The 19448-nt window shown below is 63.4% G+C and carries 18 protein-coding genes and 1 tRNA gene; 11 read left to right on the forward strand and 8 right to left on the reverse strand.

Features of this window, described 5'->3' with window-relative positions:
* Window positions 1–225 precede the first annotated feature (225 nt).
* The 3 genes from C7G41_RS13915 (at window position 226) to C7G41_RS13925 (ending at window position 3556) form a co-directional block, all read left to right on the forward strand.
* Window positions 226–546: a hypothetical protein gene (locus C7G41_RS13915; RefSeq protein ID WP_106943123.1), complete on the forward strand. Its 321-nt coding sequence runs from the start codon at window positions 226–228 to the stop codon at window positions 544–546.
* 227 nt (window positions 547–773) lie between these two features.
* Window positions 774–2864 carry a hypothetical protein gene (locus C7G41_RS13920; RefSeq protein ID WP_106943124.1) on the forward strand — a complete coding sequence of 697 codons (2091 nt, stop codon included), beginning with the start codon at window positions 774–776 and terminating at the stop codon, window positions 2862–2864.
* Complete coding sequence (locus tag C7G41_RS13925) at window positions 2861–3556, forward strand: tRNA-dependent cyclodipeptide synthase (protein ID WP_106943125.1); 696 nt, start codon at window positions 2861–2863, stop codon at window positions 3554–3556. Before C7G41_RS13920 ends, C7G41_RS13925 begins: the two co-directional genes overlap by 4 nt.
* 88 nt (window positions 3557–3644) lie before the next feature.
* Here C7G41_RS13925 and C7G41_RS13930 read toward each other — a convergent pair.
* A tRNA-Gln gene (locus C7G41_RS13930) sits at window positions 3645–3718 on the reverse strand.
* Window positions 3719–4018: 300 nt separating this feature from the next.
* Between C7G41_RS13930 and C7G41_RS13935 the strand changes: the two genes are divergently transcribed.
* On the forward strand, window positions 4019–4381 hold the full coding sequence (locus tag C7G41_RS13935) for a DUF1428 family protein (protein ID WP_199198365.1): 363 nt from the start codon (window positions 4019–4021) through the stop codon (window positions 4379–4381).
* A gap of 513 nt (window positions 4382–4894) precedes the next feature.
* Here the strand turns inward: C7G41_RS13935 and C7G41_RS13945 are convergent.
* From C7G41_RS13945 to C7G41_RS13955, 3 genes are all read right to left on the reverse strand, one after another.
* A complete protein-coding gene (locus C7G41_RS13945) occupies window positions 4895–5467 on the reverse strand; it encodes an invasion associated locus B family protein (RefSeq protein WP_199198366.1) in 573 nt (190 codons plus the stop codon).
* 66 nt (window positions 5468–5533) lie between these two features.
* Window positions 5534–8680, reverse strand: coding sequence for an efflux RND transporter permease subunit (locus C7G41_RS13950; protein ID WP_106943128.1), 3147 nt, complete (start codon window positions 8678–8680; stop codon window positions 5534–5536).
* Window positions 8677–9849 (reverse strand): efflux RND transporter periplasmic adaptor subunit, encoded by a 1173-nt coding sequence (locus C7G41_RS13955; protein ID WP_106943129.1) that lies wholly within the window; start codon window positions 9847–9849, stop codon window positions 8677–8679. The genes C7G41_RS13950 and C7G41_RS13955 overlap by 4 nt, the downstream gene beginning before the upstream one ends.
* A 376-nt stretch (window positions 9850–10225) precedes the next feature.
* Here C7G41_RS13955 and C7G41_RS13960 point away from each other — a divergent pair, with 376 nt between their 5' ends.
* The 6 genes from C7G41_RS13960 (at window position 10226) to C7G41_RS13985 (ending at window position 15956) form a co-directional block, all read left to right on the forward strand.
* Window positions 10226–10465, forward strand: a complete 240-nt coding sequence (locus C7G41_RS13960; protein WP_106943130.1) for a hypothetical protein — start codon at window positions 10226–10228, stop codon at window positions 10463–10465.
* Window positions 10466–10693: 228 nt separating this feature from the next.
* The gene (locus tag C7G41_RS13965; protein ID WP_106943131.1) at window positions 10694–13087 is read left to right on the forward strand and encodes a TonB-dependent siderophore receptor; all 2394 of its coding nucleotides are present in this window, start codon (window positions 10694–10696) and stop codon (window positions 13085–13087) included.
* A 2-nt stretch (window positions 13088–13089) separates the two neighbouring features.
* Window positions 13090–13779 carry a Fe2+-dependent dioxygenase gene (locus C7G41_RS13970; protein WP_106943132.1) on the forward strand — a complete coding sequence of 230 codons (690 nt, stop codon included), beginning with the start codon at window positions 13090–13092 and terminating at the stop codon, window positions 13777–13779.
* Window positions 13776–14672: a tonB-system energizer ExbB gene (exbB, locus tag C7G41_RS13975; protein WP_106943133.1), complete on the forward strand. Its 897-nt coding sequence runs from the start codon at window positions 13776–13778 to the stop codon at window positions 14670–14672. The genes C7G41_RS13970 and exbB overlap by 4 nt, the downstream gene beginning before the upstream one ends.
* A gap of 3 nt (window positions 14673–14675) precedes the next feature.
* Entirely contained in the window at window positions 14676–15131 is a 456-nt protein-coding gene (gene exbD / locus C7G41_RS13980) for a TonB system transport protein ExbD (RefSeq protein ID WP_018459254.1), read from the forward strand.
* Between the two features lie 9 nt (window positions 15132–15140).
* On the forward strand, window positions 15141–15956 hold the full coding sequence (locus tag C7G41_RS13985; protein ID WP_106943134.1) for an energy transducer TonB: 816 nt from the start codon (window positions 15141–15143) through the stop codon (window positions 15954–15956).
* On the opposite strand, the gene C7G41_RS13990 is transcribed toward C7G41_RS13985, so the two are convergent.
* The 3 genes from C7G41_RS13990 to C7G41_RS14000 form a co-directional block, all read right to left on the reverse strand.
* Window positions 15944–16366, reverse strand: a complete 423-nt coding sequence (locus C7G41_RS13990; protein ID WP_106943648.1) for a hypothetical protein — start codon at window positions 16364–16366, stop codon at window positions 15944–15946. The genes C7G41_RS13985 and C7G41_RS13990 overlap by 13 nt on opposite strands.
* A 63-nt stretch (window positions 16367–16429) precedes the next feature.
* Window positions 16430–17110 (reverse strand): site-2 protease family protein, encoded by a 681-nt coding sequence (locus C7G41_RS13995; RefSeq protein WP_106943135.1) that lies wholly within the window; start codon window positions 17108–17110, stop codon window positions 16430–16432.
* 72 nt (window positions 17111–17182) lie between these two features.
* Window positions 17183–18049 (reverse strand): LysR family transcriptional regulator, encoded by an 867-nt coding sequence (locus C7G41_RS14000; RefSeq protein ID WP_106943136.1) that lies wholly within the window; start codon window positions 18047–18049, stop codon window positions 17183–17185.
* Between the two features lie 89 nt (window positions 18050–18138).
* Here C7G41_RS14000 and C7G41_RS14005 point away from each other — a divergent pair, with 89 nt between their 5' ends.
* On the forward strand, window positions 18139–19050 hold the full coding sequence (locus tag C7G41_RS14005) for a DMT family transporter (protein WP_106943137.1): 912 nt from the start codon (window positions 18139–18141) through the stop codon (window positions 19048–19050).
* A 2-nt stretch (window positions 19051–19052) separates the two neighbouring features.
* Here C7G41_RS14005 and C7G41_RS14010 read toward each other — a convergent pair whose 3' ends face one another.
* On the reverse strand, window positions 19053–19445 hold the full coding sequence (locus C7G41_RS14010) for a GFA family protein (RefSeq protein ID WP_106943138.1): 393 nt from the start codon (window positions 19443–19445) through the stop codon (window positions 19053–19055).
* Window positions 19446–19448: the final 3 nt, after the last annotated feature.

Genomic DNA, 19448 nt, shown 5'->3' on the forward strand with positions numbered 1-19448 from the left:
TGACCTGTTCGCGTCCTCCGACATGCCGCGCTCAGCGGCACAAGGTCGGGCACGGCCGGACGATGTCTCCGAGCCAGTATTGCGTGGGCATCACACCCCGGCCGTCGGCACGGCGTCTGGCACGCGCATCGCATTCACGGGCCATTCACGGTCGGCTTCGCTTCGTCGGCCTATGTTGGGTCCGGGACTTAAGATCGCGCCAACTTGGCAGAGGAGAGACGCGTCATGACTGTCCTGCTGAGAGACACCTTCAAGGCCTGGATCGACCGCGCCCCGGGCGCGCCGCCCAAGCTGATCATGACGGGCCACCTGCGGGTACCGACCAATGGCTGGCAGGCCCGGTTGACCAAGCGCTCGCCACAGGGCGTCAACCCGAAGATCCTGATCCTCGACGTGAACACGCAGCCGCAGGGCGGCGAAGCACAGGAAGCGATCACAACGATTCCGCTTCGCTATGAAGAAAGCCCGCCGCAGGACGATTATGGCCAGGTGATGATCGCAAACGGCAAGGGTGAAATCGTCGTCCGCGTCTGCGACTCCCACTGAATGAAGCGTTGACGGTCAATTCACGCTCAACTCACTCGCCAATGAAAATGTAGTCGGTAGTACCCGCTCTTGGGGATCATCTGAAAAGGCGTCGATACGCCAAGAGTCCTGGAAGCGATCGCAAACCTCCAGGAAGCCGATGATTACCGCTGGAGCGCCATTGACCCCGGAAATGACTCCGCCATCGCGGAGCCAAACAAGCATGGTCGGAAACAGGAGTACTCGCCATGATGTTCGATAGCGCTGAAAAATGGATCATCGCGTTCGCTTTCGGCGCTGTGATGGTCGGAATGTACTCCTGGTCTCGCTTCGACGAGCCGAGTTGCGACAGCCAGTCGGAATACTTCTTCCGCTACAAGCCTCGATTCTCCACCTCTTACGGTCGGTATGCCCGCGCCAAGTGGGCCTATGTCGGGGCGATGATGGTCGTGTACATAGCTTTTTCGCTCGTGCCGGGGCTCGTCAATGCGTTCGCCAGCATGCGTGCGAGTGACGATTCGTCAAAGACGATCGACGGGTTTCCGTTGGCGGTTGCCCTGGCGCTGGTCACGCTCCAGAACGTGCCGGGTCTCAAAGAGCTGGAGAAGCGCATTCGTGGATTCCTGCATACTGTCGCGCGCATCCCCGACTGCGTCCGTCGAACCGTGGCGCAGATGCGTAGTTCGCCGTTCAACTTCGAGCCGGGCGTTTATCAATGCCAGACCAAAAAGCTTTTGGCGCAGCCCGGGACGGCGAGCCCGCTGACCGGCGACCTCAGCAAGCTGAGGGACGACGACGAGATCCTCCACACCTGGTATTGCGTCGGGAACGTGCTCGCCGCTCTGTCGGAACGAAGGCGGGACGGCGTTGGGATTGACCCGATCTTCTTTGCCAATTACAGGGACGAACTCGACAGCATCGCCGCAAAACATATTGCGCTTGTCGAGCTCGTGCGCGAGCACGTCGGCGAGTGCTTGAAGGGCAGTAGCCCCACGGATCTCGGAACGCTCAGCGAAGTTCGCGATCTTCGCGATCGGCTGTACACATTTGTCGCTTGCGGCGTTCATTCCACCGTCAGGAACGAGGCTGACAGCCTGGATGTCGTGGCGAGGCTCGGTTTCGTTATCGCCGATGAGCCTGGCCGGGGGCAGGGGCACGCCATTGGTCCGCTCGCCGGCTTGTCATTCATCTCCCTTGCGGTGTTGTCGATCTTTACCGGCTATTCAACCCAGGCGTTCAGCGAGTTTGTCGTGGAGCGGGTCGGCCGTGACTGGCTTCCCGGGCTTGGCATCCCGACGGGTACGCTTGGACTTTTTGCGTGGACGTGGCTCACGGCCGCATTCTATTTCTCCACGATTTTTGGCGCGCTCGCGGTTCGAAACGCGAGAATTGCGCGACGCGAATGGTTCGATCTCAACGATTTGAATCGCGAAAGGCCGTTGCTCCGCTATGTCACGCCGATCATGGTGGGAACCGTGCTCGGCAACATCACGCTGTCGATCATTGCGGTCATCGGCGCCAAGATGTCATCGGCCGAGGCGGGAGCTGCGATCAGCGGGGCGCTTCCGTGGTTTCCGCTCGCAACCGTCATGGCGGCCATCGTCGTCGTGCTAAGCGACGGGCGCCTGATGGAAGACGGATTTTGGCGCAGCACGGCGGCCCGAGCGGCGCTGGGAGCGCTGATCATGGCCTTGATCGGCTTTCTGACGAGCCGACTGAGCATCCCCATGAGCCTCGCGGCGTTTGCGACAGGCAACAAGATAGACCTCACTGACGCGGTCCGTCTGACCGGTACCTACACGAGCGTTTTCATCGCAGCCCAGATCGGCTTGTTTGCATTTGTCTTGTGCTTCATTGCGCAGGTTGCGGAGCGCTACATCACACGTGGCCGGCTGCCTGCGGCTGCCGGAAAGCTCATTGAACTGATCACGCGGCAGGGGCCCGAGTTTTCCGTTGTCCTCGATGACGCGTGCGAAGCGTCGCTGTTTGCTGCGAACAGGACGGAAAAGAACATTACGGCCGCGGGTTGCCGGGGCCGATGGCAACTCTTCCCCGAAGGCATGGCAGTGAAATGGAACGCGGCCTCCGGCGAAGGCTATTGCAAGGTCGGAGAGTTCGGCTTGATCCGCCGGTACGGGGACGCCGTGATCTACGAAGGCTATGTCGGCCAGTTCTCCGCCAAGAAGAAGCCGGTCTTCGACGCCAGGGTCGATGAGCGCAGCAATGACAATCGCATGTCTTCAAAGCGGCGGCGCGAGGCACGGGCGCCCGCAGGTGTGCCGCCGGGTGTGAAGACCCCCGTTGCCGTAGGATCTGTAGTCGAGGAGATGCGGACATGATTCTGCAAGACCGATATTTCGTGCCGGTGTGCCTCTATCCTCACACCAGATATCGCACGGCGGCCGGCGTGACGGCGCTGTTCGACAAATACATCGTGCGGTCTCAAGAGTACCTGATCGTCGTTGCCGACCGACTCCTGGTCCTGGATCGCCTGATCACGGGGCGCTACTTCACCGTCAATTCGGCGACCAACAAGGCTCGAAAGGAGGCAGAGCAGGTCTCCAGTCTCATTGAGCGGATTGCCCGCAAGGCCGGCGCCGGCGCGACCGGTCGCGTTGTCCTTTGGGACGAAGTCGCCGAGACCGCCGAATTCAGAGAATTTGCGCCACGGCTGCGGGAGGCGGTATCGGCGGACGCATTTCTCGCCGAGGCCATCGAGGAGTTCATCGATCGTCGGGTCAAGCGGTTTGGCTCGGGCAGCGAACCCGATCGCGAGCGTGAACACGAGCGCGACTATCTTCTCTCGGAAGTCTGCATGAGTGTTTACAGCACGGAGGTGCTGGGGTTCTGCAACGAGGTGTGGGAGCGTCCTCCGGCACCGGAAATTCCCGATCCACTGAAACTGCTCTATGCGCACCGACCTGAACTGGTCACCCGGGTTACGGGTAGGCCGGTCGTTCGCAAGCTTCATTTCCTCTATCCGGAAGCCGATCGGTCCGCCGATCAGATCGACAACGTGAAGCTTGCGTAAAGCCGGGCACCTTCGATTTGCGCCGAAGATGCCAATCTCCTCCGTTTGGGAGGCCGGCCAAGTCATCGAACTGGAATGATGGATTTCGTGGCTGGGGAACTAGGATTCGAACCTAGACAAACAGAGTCAGAGTCTGTTGTGCTACCGTTACACCATTCCCCAACGGAATAGCCGAACAAATTCAATTACTTGTTGATTTGTCCGGCTGTGGCCGACAGCGCTTATCGCGCAAATCACGGCTCAGGCGTGGAGGGTTTCTACCCGCTCGGCTGTGGGCTGGCAAGCGCTGCGACACAGCGGTGTTTTTGCGGTCCACATGGGACGTGCGGGCCGTGGGATGGTCGGCTCCGGCGGATCGCTGCGGCTCCGCGCGACCGTTTGCCTCATCCGAAAATCACGCTTCCTGGTCGGATCGTCACGCGCCGGATCGTCCTTCGGACACACAACCCAAGGAGATCCGTGATGCCCTATGTCGACGGTTTCGTGCTGGCCGTGCCGAAGGACAACATCGAGGCCTACAAGGCGCTGGCGAAAACGGCCTGCGCGATCTGGATGGAGCACGGTGCGCTCGATTATGTCGAATGCATCGGCGACGACGTGCCCTATGGCAAGCTCACCTCGTTTCCGCGCGCGGTGATGGCGAAGGAGGACGAGATCGTGGTGTTCTCATGGATCGTCTATCGCGACCGGGAGACTCGCGACGCCGTCAACAAGAAGGTGATGGCGGACCCGCGGCTGAAGTTGGACGGCATGCCGTTCGACGGCAAGCGCATGATCTATGGCGGCTTCACGACGCTGCTGAGGGCGAGCGACCCCGTGGAGTGAGGGCGCCGACCCAGCCCACACATCGGTGCTTGCTCATGCAGCATCGTGGCTAGCCGTTTCACTTGCCGGCTACAGCCTTTACGTCAAGGACGGTCATCTCGTGCACGACCTCAACCTCGGCACCTGTCACCAGATCGTCCGCTCGGAGCGCAAGGTGCCGTCGGGCAAGGGTTCGCGCACCGGCGTTACCGACTACCGGCTGCTGATCGACGGCGAGCTGGCGGGGAGCGCTGCAGCCCCGTGTCGCATTACGAGGCGCCGTTCGAATTCACCGGACGGCTCTCGCGCGTCAGCGTGACCATGCACAACGACCAGAAGCCCGACGGCGCCGCCGTCGGCAACGCGTAGATGGCGCGGCAGTGAGAGGGAAGAGGCGTCGCTGCCTCCTCGCCGTCATTGCGAGCGCAGCGAAGCAATCCAGACTGCCCCCGCGGAAAGATTGCTGCATTGCTTCGCTGCGCCCGCAATGACGAGGTGAGAGGCGTGCACTCGAAGAGGAAGCGAGAGCAGCCTTTACTTGATCTTGTCGTAGGCCGCCGCGAAATCGCCCAGCGGCATCGGGATCGCGATCGTTTCCTTGGCCATGTTCTGGAAGGAGACCTTGAGCTGCTTGCCTGACCTTAAAGTGCCCAACAGGTCCGGTGCGATCGGCGTCGAGGCGTAGCAGCCGCGGTTCTCGCAGGTCTGGATTGGGAGATCGACCGTCTTGCCCTCGTCGACCTGGAGCTTGGCGCCGATGGGAAGGTTGAGGCCGAGCGGCAATTGCAGCAGCGCCACCGGTGTGCGGGTGTCGGGCGCGATGCGGATGTTGATCAGGACGATGGTCTGGCCGGTCTTGGTCAGTACCGCGTTCTGCTCCATCGCGCATTCGAGCGGTGCGTCGCGGCTGACGCTGGTGCAGCGCACGACCCAGCCGGGCTGCTGCGCCGCGGCGCCGTCAGCCTGCGGCTGCGTCGGAGCCGGTACGGGCTGTGCCGCCGGGGCAGAGGGAGCCGCGTTCTTCTTGGCGCCTTGCTGAGCATGCGCGGCACCCGCCGACAACAGGACAGCGGCGACAAAGGCGACAAGTCTGGATTGCATGGGCATGGCAAAACCGCGTTGACGTGAACCGAGGGCCTCGCTGTAACGTCGCGAGGCGCGCGGTGCAAGCAGCTACTCGGCAGCTTCCTTAACGGTGCCGTGCTCGACCCTCTCGTCGCCTTCGCCGTCACCCTTACGGCCCCAGCCGGAGAACCAGTTGTTGAGCTCGTCGAGATAGAGATAGACGACCGGGGTGGTGAACAGCGTCAGCGCCTGGCTGACGATCAGACCGCCGACCATGGCGTAGCCGAGCGGCTGGCGAATCTCGGCGCCGGTGCCGTGGCCGAGCATCAGGGGCACGCCGCCGAGCAGGGCAGCCATCGTCGTCATCATGATCGGACGGAAGCGCAACAGTGCTGCCTGCCGGATCGATTCCGCCGGCGTCTTGTGCTCGTCGCGCTCCGCGGCGATGGCGAAGTCCACCATCATGATGCCGTTCTTCTTCACGATGCCGATCAGCAGAATGACTCCGATCAAAGCAATGAGGCTGAACTCGAAGCCGGCCGCCATCAGGATCGCGAGCGCGCCGACGCCGGCCGAGGGCAGGGTCGATAGAATCGTGATCGGATGGATGTAGCTCTCGTAGAGGATGCCGAGGATCAGATAGACCACGACCAGCGCGGCGAGGATGAGGAGCGGCACGGTGCCGAGCGACTGCTGGAACGCCTGTGCCGTGCCTTGGAAGCTCGAATTGAGCGTCGGCGGCGCGCCGAGATCGGCCATCGCCTTCTGCACGGCCTCCGTGGCCTGGCCGAGCGCGACGCCCTGGGCGAGGTTGAAGCTGATTGTGATCGCCGGAAACTGGCCCTGGTGGCTGATCGAGAGCGGGCGAACCGGATCGGTGCTCCAGGTCGCAAATGTCGACAGCGGCACCTGGTCGCCGGTCAGCGGAGATTTCAGGTAGAGCTTGTTCAGGCTCTCGAGGCTGCCCTGCATCTCCGGCAGGATCTCGAGGATCACCTTGTAGGTATTGAGCTGGGTGAAATACTGCGTGACCTGGCGCTGTCCGAAGGCGTCGTACAGCGTGTCGTCGATCAGCTGCGGCTGGATTCCGTAACGCGCTGCGGTATCGCGATTGATCTTGAGCTGAACCGTGGTGCCCTGGGTCTGCTGGTCGGTCGCGACGTCGCGCAGTTGCGGCAACGTCTGCATCTTGGCGAGGATCTTCGGCGCCCAGTCGTTGAGCTCGGCGAGATCGGCGTCCTGCAGGGTGAACTCGAACTGCGTGCGCGTCGGCCGGCCGCCGAGCCGGACGTCCTGGGCCGCCTGCATGTAGAGGCGGGCGCCGGACACCTTCTCGAGCTTGGGACGCAGCCGCGCGATGATCTGCTGCGCCGAGGCATTGCGGACGCTGAGCGGCTTCAACGTGATGAACATGTTGCCGTTGTTGCCGGCGCGGCCGCTGCCGCCGATGTTCATCGCGATCGTTGCGACGTCGGGATCGTCCATCACGATCTTGCCGAGTTCGACCTGGCGGCGCTGCATCTCCGCGAACGAGATGTCCTGGGAGGCTTCCGAGGTCGCGGTGATCAGGCCGACATCCTGCTGCGGGAAGAACCCCTTCGGGATCAGGACGAACAGATAGATCGACAGCGCCAGGGTCGCGAAGAAGATCGTGAGCGTCGTGCGGCGCCAGGCCAGGGCATGGTCGAGCCCCCATTCATAGCCGCGCAGCATCGCATCGAAGCCGCGCTCGCTCCACTGGTAGAACCTGCCGTGGGTCACCTCGCCATGCGCGCGCAGGAAGCGCGAGGCCATCATCGGCGTCAGGGTCAGGGACACGAACATCGAGACGAAGATCGTCATCGCCAGCACGACGGCGAATTCGCGGAACAGGCGCCCGATGATGCCGCCCATCAGCAGCAGCGGAATCAGCACCGCGACCAGCGAGATGCTGATCGACACGATGGTGAAGCCGATTTCCTTCGAGCCCTTGAAGGCGGCCGCCATCGGCGATTCGCCTTCCTCGATGTAGCGGGTGATGTTCTCCAGCATTACGATGGCGTCGTCGACGACGAATCCGACCGCGATGGTGAGGGCCATCAGCGACAGATTGTCGAGCGAATAGCCGACGACCCACATCAAGGCGCACGCGCCCAGCAACGCCAGCGGCACCGTGATGGTGGGAATGACGGTCGCCCAGAAACTGCGCAGGAAGATGAAGATGACCATGACCACCAGCGCAATGGTCAGCAGCAGCGTGAACTGGACGTCCTCGACCGCGGCGCGGATCGTCGTGGTGCGGTCGCTGATGAGCTCGATCTTGATCGCGGGCGGGATCGCGGCGACGAGGCGAGGCAGGGTGGCCTTGATCCGGTCGACGGTCTCGATAACGTTGGCGCCGGGTTGCTTGAATATCACCAGGAACACGCCGCGCTTGCCGTTGGCCCAGGCCGCCTGCTTGGCGTCCTCTGCGCCGCTGACGGCCTGGCCGACATCGCGGATTCGCAAGGGACCGCCATTGCGGTAAGCGATGATGACGTCGTTCCAGTCCTTGGCCTGGGTCAGCTGGTCGTTGGCGTAGATCGTGTAGGCGCGCTTCGGGCCGTCGATGTTGCCCTTGGGGCTGTCGACCGTGGTGATCGCGATCTGGCTGCGCACGTCCTCCATCGACAGGCCCTTGGCGACGAGTTTCGCCGGGTCGATCTGGATGCGGATGGACGGTTTCTGCTGGCCGCCGATGAAGACCTGCGCCACGCCGGAGAGCTGGCTGATCTGCTGGGCGAGCTGGGCGTCGACCGCGTCGCTGACGCTGGTCAGCGGCAATGTCTCGGAGGTCGCCGACAGCAGCAGGATCGGCGCGTCGGCCGGGTTGACCTTGCGGTAAGTCGGCGGCGAGGGCAGGTTCTTCGGCAGCTGACCGCTCGCGGCGTTGATGGCGCCCTGCACGTCGTTGGCGGCGCCGTCGATGCTGCGGTTGAGGTCGAACTGGATGGTGATCGATGCGGTGCCCAGATAACTCGTCGAGGTCATCTGGGCGATGCCCGGGATCTGGGCGAATTGCCGTTCGAGCGGCTGGGCCACCGACGATGCCATCGTCTCGGGGCTGCCGCCCGGCAGATTGGCGGTGATCTGGATGGTCGGGAAGTCTACCTGCGGCAGTGGCGCGACCGGCAGCAGAGGATAGGCGACGAGACCGACGAAGAGAATGCCGGCCATCAGCAGCGAGGTGCCGATGGGATAACGGATGAAAGGTGCCGAAATCCCGCCCGCGTTCATTCCTGTCGAACCTTGTTCTGGGCCGGATCCGTACTCGCCACGGCCGTGGAGACGAGGCTTCCCGGCTGAACCTTGAATTGGCCGCCGGTTATCACCTGCTGCCCGGGCGTCAGCCCTTCGTCGATGACCGAACGCCCGTCGATGCCGTAGCTGACCTTGATCTTGTGCAGTTCGGCCTTGTTGTCCGGATTGACGGTATAGGCGTAGAGGCCGTTGGTGGAGTGCTGGACCGCGTCATCCGGGACAACGGTGGCATCCTTCAGGGTGCGCACCAGAAGGCGTGTCGACACCGACTGCCCGGGCCACAGCGCGTGATCCTTGTTGTCGAACACCGCCTTGAGCCGGATCGTGCCGCTGCTGGTGTCGACCTGGTTGTTGATGACCGCGAGCTTGCCCTCGGCCAGCGTCTTCTTGCCGTCGGTCGTGAAGGCGATCACCCTGAGCGCGCCGGCCCTCTGGCCCTCGCTGATATAGGGCAGCTGGTCTTCCGGCGCGGTGAAGATCACCGAGATCGGCTCGACCTGCGAGATCGTGACGATGCCGGTCTGCGTCGAGGCATTGACGATGTTGCCGATGTCGACCTGGCGCAGGCCCGCGACGCCGGTGATCGGCGCCTTGACCTGGGTGTAGTCGAGCTGGGTCTGCGCGTTAGAGATCGAAGCTTCGTCGGCGGCGATCTGGGCGTTGAGCTGGGCGACCGTCGAGCGCTGGGTATCGACCCGCTGGGCGGTCGCGAATTCGCCGAGCTTCATGGCGCGCTGGAGCTCGAGATTGGCGTTGGCCAGATTTGCCTCGTCCTGCGCCCTCTTGGCCTTGGCCTGGTCGAGCGTGGCCTGATAGGGGCGCGGATCGATCGAGGCGAGAAGCTCGCCTTCCTTGACGATCTGGCCTTCGGTGAAGGCGATCTTGTCGATCTGGCCGTCCACCCTGGTCCGGACTTGGACGGTGTTGAAGCCCGCAACGGTGCCGAGACCGGTCAGGTAAACCGGAAAGTCCACCTTCTGGACCGGCGAAACGCTCACGGGGACGGCGGGCGGGCGCTGCGGCCCCTTCTGTGCGGTCTGGGTTTTTCCGGCGTCGGGCGAGCCGAATTTCTGCCAACCATAGTAACCCGCGGAGGCCACGGCCGCGATGATCAGAATCCAGAGGATCGGCCGGGACTTTTTCATATCGTCTCGTGTCGGCTCTTATGCCCTAAGCTACGAATTGTGAGGCAATCATAGGGTTCCAGCGCGCTTGTATAATACACGCCAAGTTCCAGTGTAAACAGCACTATCGGCTGAGAATCCTAAACAATTGGAAAGCTTTGCACTGCTTAGGCAGCTCCGTGTCACTACGGTGTGCAGTGCTGAATTCTCCCGTCAGGAACGATCAGCGTGCAAAGTCCGTGCAATGCTCGAAAGCGGTGTGCTCTGGACCGAGCGACGCCGCGCATAGGCCGCAAGGCGACGGCTCGCAAGAACGGTTCTAAATCGTGGGGAGGCCGTTTCGGTTGTCAGGGAAACCGGCATCAGTCATATCGGCGCGCCACAACGGGAGCGCAGCATGGACGAACTGAACGGCAAGCTGATCGCGTGTCAGATTTTGATCACGGGACTGATCGCACGCGTCGCCAACGAGCAGCGTGATCCCTTGCGCTTTCTCACCGACTTCCGCGACGAGATCAGAGCCGTCGTCAACGGCGTCAACATCGCTGGCATGGACGACAGCGATCGCGTGCGCGCGGTGGCGCAGAAGACGGTCGATGAATTGTTCTCGCTGATGAAGCCGCCGAGCAGCGATTGAAGATGCGCGCGCGACCGCCGATCTCGCGGTATTTTCGCGCTCTCTTTAGAACGACTCCAATCCTGCTTTAGAACGATTTCAAACTGTAGTTTAGAATCGCTTTGATCTGGACTTATTCAAGCGTTCTCGCGGCTTGCTCGCATTGACCCGGTATTTTGCGGCCGATACCAACACTCCAATCGCTCATCGAAGTGAATGGGCGAACAGGAATATGGGGCGTGGTTGGTAATGGGGCAGGTGGTCGCACCGAAGTCGTTGCGTTCGGTCGCAGCATTCGATGAAAAGTTCACGAGCGTTTCCGGCAAGAAGGTCTCCGCTGTCGCTGGCCTGATCGCAGCAGCATCGGTGTCGAGCGGCGCGGAAGCGCAGCAATCGAACCTGCCGCCGGTGACGGTCGATGCTCCCGTCGCGCGTCCGCGCCCGGTGGCTTCGAAGCCGACGGCGGACCAGGTCCGCGCGCGCAATGCGCTTCGCCGCGCCGCGCAGCGGCAGCAGGCGGCGCAGCAGACCGCTCCAACCGTCCCCGCCGGCGAAGTCGATCGCAATCCGTATTCCGATCCGGCAGCTCCCTACAAGGTCGACCACGTCCAGGCCTCCGGCAAGTTTCCCGAGCCGATGCTGAACACGCCGAAAACCATCACCGTGCTCAGCAAGGAAGTGCTCGAGGACAAGAACGCCACGACGCTGAAGGAGATCGGGCGCTCGACCGCCGGCGTGACGCTGGGGTCGGGGGAGGGCGGCAACGCGTTCGGCGACCGCTTCTTCATCCGCGGCTTTGATGCGCGCAACGACGTCTTCATCGACGGCATCCGCGATCCCGCGGTCTCGATCCGCGAGAACTTCTTCACCGAGCAGATCGAGATTCTGCGCGGCCCGGCCTCGTCCTACGCCGGCCGCGGCACCGCTGGCGGCGCCATCAACATCGTCACCAAGCAGGCCGGCGACGTCAATTTCAAGCGGATGGATACCGAGTTCGGCACCGACAGGACCAAGCGAGTTACGCTCGACGTCAACCAGGTGATCGACCCGACCTTCTCGGTGCGCGTTGGCGGCCTGTTCCAGGACGCCAACGTCGCTGGTCGCAACTACATCACCGACGATCGGTGGGGTTCGTTCATCTCGACCAAGTACACTCCGACCAACGACATCAAGATCACAACGAACTACGTCCACACCGATCTCAGCGGCTACCCGGATTTCGGCGTGCCCTTTTACAGGCAGGGCAATGTCCCAGTGACATCGGCGGGCATTCCGCGCGGAAGCTGGTACGGCTTCCTCAACCGCGACTTCCAGACCGCGCGGCAGGATTTCGGCACCGGCACGATCGAGTACAAGGTCAACGATGCCATTACGCTGACCAGCAAGGTGCGCGGCGAGCACTCGCTGCTCAACTACATCGGTACGCTGCCGCAGAACCCGATCACGACCAGCCCCAATCCGCTGCTCTGGACCACGACGGCCAGTGCGCAGAGCCGCTACCAGAACGTTGACGTGTGGGCCAACCAGAACGAGGCCACGTTCAAGCTTAACACCGGCGGGGTCAAGCACACCGCAGTGTTCGGCGTGGAATATGCCAATGAGAACATCTCGATCGACCGTTACACCGGCCTCTCGTCGGAACTGTTCGGCGGTGGCTCGACCAGCAACGGAGCGGTCACGGGGGTGAATCTCTATTCGCCGCAGTACACCTACATTCCCTTCAGCAACACGCCGTCGCTGGTTGGAAATCCGACGCGCTACGGTGTCAACACCAGCAGCGTCTACGTCATGGATACTGCGAACTGGCAGGACACCATCATTGTAAACGGTGGCGTGCGCTACGACGGCTACAGCCAGAGCTCGTCGACCAACGCGGCCTATCTGAAGCAGAACGCCGATCTCGTGAATTACAACGTCGGCCTGGTTTACAAGCCGATGTCGATCGGCAGCCTCTATGCGGCCTATGCGACCTCGGCCAATCCGTTCGGGTCGGAGCTCGATGCGACCGCGACCGATTACGGTGGTGTTCCGCCCAACACGGCCGTTTTGCTCGGACCCGAGCGTAACAAGGCGATCGAACTCGGCACCAAATGGGAGCTCGCCGACCGTCACCTGTTGGTGACCGGTGCGCTGTTCCAGACCACCAAGGACAACGCGCGCGAAACCGTCAACAACCTGCTGACCTCGGGCGCTGCCTACAGGATCCAGGGCATCGACATCGAGGCCGAGGGCAAGCTCACCGACCGCTGGAGCATTTTTGGCGGTCTGGTGCTGATGCAGTCGAAGGTCACGCAGAGCGGCGTTGCGTCGAATCTTGGTCTGCAGCTCGCCAACATTGCGCACCAGTCGTTCAGCATGTTGACCAAGTACAAGTTCGACGGCGGCTGGGAACTCGGCGGGCAGGCGGTCTACCGCTCGAAGGTCTATGGCGGCACGTTCGCGGCCAACACCAACGAGTTGCCGAGCTATTGGCGTTTCGACGCGTTCCTCGAGAAGAAGATCGACCAGAACTGGACCATGAAGTTCTATGCCCAGAACCTGACGAACAAGCTCTATTACGACTCGTTCTATCGCAGTGCCGTGCCCTTCGTGGCGGTCGCGCCGGGGCGGGCGTTCTACCTCGTGACGACGGCGAAGTTCTGATCATGTTGACGTGCCTGCCTGGCGTTCTGAGCAAGGATGATGTGGCGGATTTCCGCCGCATCATGGACGCCAGCGCATGGGAAGACGGGCGCTCCACCGCGGGCTCGCAGTCGGCGATGGTCAAGCGCAACGAGCAATTGCCGCCGGACAGCGAGGTCGCGCGCAAGCTCGGCAACCGCATCATTTCGGCGCTGACGTCGAACCCCCGCTTCATCGCGGCGGCGATCCCGCTCCAGATATTCCCGCCGCTGTTCAACCGCTATGCGGCCAGCAGCGGCCACCATTTCGGCCTGCACGTCGACAATGCCATCCGCGGCGACCGCCTGACCGGCCTTCGCATCCGCACAGACCTGTCGGTGACGCTGTTCCTGGCCGAGCCGGAGGAGTACGACGGTGGCGAACTTGTGATCGAGGACAGCTACGGTTCGCACGAAGTCAAGTTGCAAGCCGGGGACTGCGTGCTCTATCCCTCGACCAGCCTCCATCTCGTGACGCCGGTAACCAGGGGAACGCGGGTTGCGTCTTTCTTCTGGCTTCAGAGCATGATACGGGACGATCAAGCCCGGAGCATGATCTTTGACCTCGACACCGCGATACAGGCGCTGGTGGAACGGCTCGGGCGTGACGATCCCGAAACGGTCAAATTGACGGGTATCTATCACAACCTCATTCGCTACTGGGCCGAAGTATGAAGATCATGTCCTTCCAAGCAAGCCTTGCCGCAGCTCTGGTGCTGGCGGCCGCCTGGCTTGCATCCCCTGTTTCTGCCCAGACACAAGCCGCGCCCGCCGCACCGGTCCAGTCGACGGCTCAGCCATCCGCGGTCAGCCCGGCCCCGGTTGCCGCTCCGCCTGCGGCTGCAAAGTCCGATACGGCGGCCGGCATCGCGCCCGCCATGAAGGAATTGTCGCCCTGGGTGATGTTCCAGTCGGCGGACATCATCGTGAAGGCGGTGATGATCGGGCTCGCCTTTGCATCGCTGATGACCTGGACGGTGCTGATCGCCAAGTCGATCGAATTGTCGATCGCCGCAACCAAGCTCCGTTCGGCGCTGAAGAAGATCACAGAGGCGCGCTCGCTCGCGGAAGCGCAGATGGCGCTCGGCGCCAAGGAGGGCATCCTGCCGTCGTTCCTGGCGGCGGCGCTGCGCGAGGCGCGGATGTCGGCCGGCCTGTCGAGCGATACCGGAATCAAGGAGCGGGCGGCTTCGAGCTTCTCCGAGATCATGCGCGCGGAGGCGCGGCGCATCCGCGTCGGCATGGGCGTGCTCGCGACCATCGGCTCGACCTCGCCCTTCGTGGGCCTGTTCGGCACGGTGTGGGGCATCATGAACAGCTTCATCGGCATCTCGAAGTCGCAGACCACGAACCTCGCCGTCGTCGCGCCCGGTATCGCCGAGGCGCTGCTCGCCACCGCGATCGGTCTGGTCGCCGCCATTCCCGCCGTCATCATCTACAACTACTTCTCGCGCGTGACGAAGAGCTATCTCGAGCTCGTCAGCCGTGCCTCGGGCGCGGCGGGGCGGTTGCTCTCGCGCGATCTCGACCGCAGCCACGGCAGCGTGCATTCGCGCGCGGCGGAGTGAACCATGGGCGTTTCGCTCGCAGACAATGATGACGACGATGATTTCGGCGAAACGCATGAAATCAACGTCACGCCGTTCATCGACGTCATCCTGGTGCTGCTGATCATCTTCATGGTCGCAGCGCCGCTCTCGACCGTCGACCTGCCGATCGATCTGCCGACGTCGAGTGCGACGCCGCAGAAGAAGCCGGACAAGCCGACCTATCTCAGCATCAAGCCCGATTTGACGCTTGCCATCGGAGAGAACCCGGTCCACCGCGCCGAGTTGATCGGCACCCTCGACGGCCTGTCCGACATGAGCAAGGACAAGTATGTCTTCCTGCGCGCCGATCGCTCGGTGCCGTATGGCGAGTTGATGGGGGTCATGGAGCTGTTGCGCTCAGGCGGCTATTCGCGGGTGAAGCTGGTTGCGCTGGAAGGTGCTCCGGGGGCGCCTGCGGCAGGCGCCGCTCAGCCTTAGAGGCCCGCGATGTCGGACGAGTCCAGACCAGCCCGGACGCTTTGGATTTTGGCAGCGGTGGCGGCGCTTGCGCTCCATCTGGGTGGTGCCGCGCTCGCGTTGGCGCACCTGCGGGCCGATGACGGCGACGACGGCCTCGGCGCGGCTGGCGCGGAGTTCGCCGTCGAGATGGCCTCGCCGAAGGCGCCAGACACCGACCTTCCGCCGGGACCGGATAGCGAAGCGATGCAGGAGCAGCAGGCGCTTCCCGAGCAAAAGGCCGAGACCAAGGAAACCGAGCTTCCAAAGGATCAGTCGCAACAAGTCGACGATCCCGATCGGGTCGTCACCGAGAACATCTCGAAGAAGCCGCAGGACGAGGACCCGAAGATTGCGGCGGTCGAAACGCCCGCTGCGGAGGCCTCGCCGAAGTCCGTTGCGACGGCGCGGCAGACGCTCGATGAGGACGCGCGCGAGGCCGAGAAGGCGCTGGCGCCCGTGCTTGGCATCGGCAAGGACATTCTGAAGCTCACGGCCGACTGGAATCGCAAGATCAGCGCGCATCTCACGGCCCACAAGGTCAACCCGGAGGGCAAGGAGCCCAACAATCAGAAGGTCAAGGTCTCCTTCGCGATCAACCGACGCGGCAACGTGCTTTCAGTCGACGTTGTCGAGTCGTCCGGGGATGCCGCTTACGATGCGGCCGCGATCTCGATTGTCCGCAAGTCCGATCCCATCCCGCAGCCGCCTGCCAGCCTGACCGACGACCGGTTCGAGCGCACCGTCGACATCATCTTCACGCCGCCGGACGCAAAGAAAAAGAAGAAGACCGCTCAGCGCCAGTAGAGCCTGATCCCGACATAGACCACGACCAGGCAGGCGAAGATCAGCGCCACCGGGAGCGGTCGCTTCTGGGTTGCGCCCGCGGTCGCTGCCCCGAAGAAATTGGCCTTCTTTGGCTTCGGTTCCGGGCGGCGGAAAGCGGTAACATTGTCCGCCGCCGGTTCGGACGCCCGGGGGCGGACATCAGGCGGGGTTCCCGCGCCGCCCATCTCGGCATAGTAGGCCCTGTAGATGGCGCCGATGGTGGCCTCGGTAGCCTCACCCTCGTTCATCTGCGCCTGCATGTTCTTGTAGCTCACGAGGAATTCCTGCGCCCCCGGAGGCAGCGCGGACGACCCGTTGAGCTTGGCCATCATCTTCCAGGTGGCGAAATCGGCGCGGGCGCGGGTATCGGCGCGTCGCGCGATCAGCATATCGGCAGCTTTGACCAAGTCGGCCTCTGGCCCTTCGGCTTGTGTTCGGGTGTCGCCATTCAACTAAGCATTGCCGGTCAGGAAGAGAACAGCCTGAATCACATAACCGGTCAACGTTCGCAGTATTGCTGAAATAACATCAAGATTTAGACCGAACTGGGAGCCCGCCAGCGGTAGCAGGATCAGCAGACCGATCAGGATCAGCATCCCGAACGGCTCGAGTCGGGCCAGCGGCAAGGCGAGCGCGCGAGGCAACAGCCCGACCGCGACGCGGCCGCCGTCGAGCGGCGGGATCGGCATCATGTTGAACACCGCCAGCACCGCGTTGATCAGCAGTGCGTTCTTGAGATTGTCGAAGATCCATTGCGCCGAGTTGGCCGGAGCCCAGCGCAGGGCGTGCAGGGCAAGAGCTGCGGCCAACGCCAGCAGGATGTTGGTGGCCGGCCCGGCCAGCGCCACCCACACCATGTCGAGCCTGGGGTTGTTGAGCTTGCGGAAATTCACCGGCACAGGCTTGGCATAGCCGAACAGGAACGGCGAATGCGCGAACAGCAGCATCGCGGGCAGGATGATGGTGCCGAACGGGTCGATATGACGGAGCGGGTTGAAGCTGACACGGCCGAGCTGCGAGGCGGTGTCGTCACCGAGACGGTATGCGACAAAGGCGTGCGCGGCCTCGTGGAGGGTGATGGCGAGCAGCAGCGGCAGCACCCACACCGAGAGGTCATACAAAGAGATGTTCACGGCTCGTCCGTCCCGGTTTGCCTGCGGTCATGCAGCCGACCCAGCCAACCGGTGGTGCAGCAACGCTTCACCTCAACATAGGGTGGCCGGTTCCGAAATGCCACGCCGCAAATGATCCGCCAGCAGTGCCGCCGGGCGCGGCAGATGGCGCGCACGATGCAGGCGGATATCCGCCGCCGGCAGCGGCGGCAGGCCGTCGCGCTCCGACAGCACGCGCAGGCGAGGGGGCATGGTGCCGGCTTTCACGACCGTGATCGCGAGGCCCTCCGCCGCGATCGCCTCCACCGCGGCAAGCGTGCGGCTGACAAAGGCGAGCCGCCAGGGTCGGCCGGCGGCATCCAGGGCTTCCGTGGCCCATTGCCGGAACAGGCAGCCCGGCGGGTAGAGCGCGACGGTCAGCGTGTCCTGTGTCGGTGCCGGACACGATCTGGCCGCTGCCCACACCGCCTGCTCGCGTCGCAGCAGTTCGCCATCGCCGCGTCCTTCGGGATGCATGGCGATGACGAGGTCATAGGCGTCTCCGAGTTGCGCCGGCATCGTCGCGGTCAGCCCGGTCTCGATCTCGACCCGGATCTCCGGATGGCATTTGGCAAAGTGCGCCAGCAGGGGCGGAATGACGATCGTGCCGTAATCGTCCATCACGCCGAGGCGAACCACGGCTTCGCGCTTGCCCGCGCGAAGCGCATCGACGGCCTCGGCATTGAGGTCGAGAAGCCGCTTCGCATAGACGAGCAGCTCGTGACCGGCCGAGCTCATTGCTACGCCCGACCTCGTGCGTTGAAACAGCCGGACGCCGAGCCGCTCTTCGAGGCGCCTGATCTGGACACTCACCGCCGACTGGGTGCGGTTGAGCACATGGGCTGCGCGCGTGAACGAGCGATGCTCGGCCACGGCAAGAAAAGCGTTCAGCAGATCAGGATCGAGCACGGGTTTGGTCATGACGAAAACTTATCCCAGCATGACGGAAATTCCATTCCCTGTTTCGGCGCGCCTCCTATGCTGATCCTGGAGCTCATCGAGGAGGAAGCGTGGGCGAGACTTTCGGCGTATTCGCGGCCATCCTGTCGAGTGCACTTGGTGGCACCTCGATCGGCGCCACGCGCTATCTCGTCAGCGCGATCGATCCGCTGGCGATCGGCTCGTTCCGGTTCGGGATCGGCTTTCTCCTGCTGTTGCCCCTGACGCTGCTGCGCAGCGACCGCTGGCCGGGGCGAGGGGACTGGGCCGTCGCGGTCGGGCTCGGCCTTCTGTTCTTTGCCCTGTTCCCAATCCTGTTCAATGCATCCCTGATCTTCACGACCGCCGCGCGCGGCGCGCTTGCTTTGTCGACGCTGCCCCTGTTGTCGCTCGTGATCGGGGCTGCGCTTGGCGCCGAGGCTCTGACCTGGCGCAAATCGATCGGCGTCGTGATTGCGACGCTTGGCGTTGCCGTAGCGCTCCTCTTCGACCTGACCTCGGCGCCGGCTGGCGCCTGGCGCGGCGACCTCCTGATGATGGCGGCGGCGCTGTGCATGGCACTCTACGGCATCTGGTCGAAGCCGCTGATCCGGCGCTCCAGCCCGCTTGCCTTCACGACCATGAGCATGGCGGCGGGCGCGGCCTGCCTCATCCTGCTCTCGTATCTCCGCGGCAGCTTTGCGCCTGTCGCCGGCTTCGGCGTGCCGCAATGGCTGGCCGCTTTCTATCTCGGCGCCTTCGGCGCCGCGCTGACCTTCTACCTCTGGGCTTTCGCGCTGGAGCGGACGACGCCGACGCGTGTTGCGATCTCGGTGACTGTCAATCCGATTACCGCGTCGCTGGTCGGCGCCTGGTTGCTGAACGAGCCGTTGCGCTGGAATCTGGCGGCGGGCATCGTCGCGGTGTTCGCCGGGATCTGGATCGCGACGACAACGGGCAGGCGTGCTCAGCCGGCGAGCGCGTCTGCGTCAGGCCAGACCTGACATCACGCCGGAATTGTCCCCGGATATTGCGTCAGCCCGTCGTCGAGCTTCAGCCAGGCGAGCTTCTCCGAGACCCAGATGTGCTCGGTCGGCGCGAAGGCGTTGCGATCGTCGAACGTCGTCAGTGCGACGCCAGCCAGCGTGCCGTTGCGCCGCCAGGAGAACAGCCGCGTGCCGCAGCGCTTGCAGAACACGCGGTCGATGTTCTCGGACGACGCATAGCGGGCGGCGTCGCCCTCGACGGTCAGTGCGCGCTGGTCGAACTGCGCGCGGACGAAGTAGGGCGAGCCCATTGCCTTCTGGCACATGCGGCAATGGCAGATGCGAACGTTGAGCGGCTCACCTTCCGCCTTGAATCGCACCGCGCCGCACAGACATCCGCCTTCTCTGATCATGAC

The organism is Bradyrhizobium sp. MOS002, assembly GCF_003020115.1.
Taxonomy (GTDB): domain Bacteria; phylum Pseudomonadota; class Alphaproteobacteria; order Rhizobiales; family Xanthobacteraceae; genus Bradyrhizobium.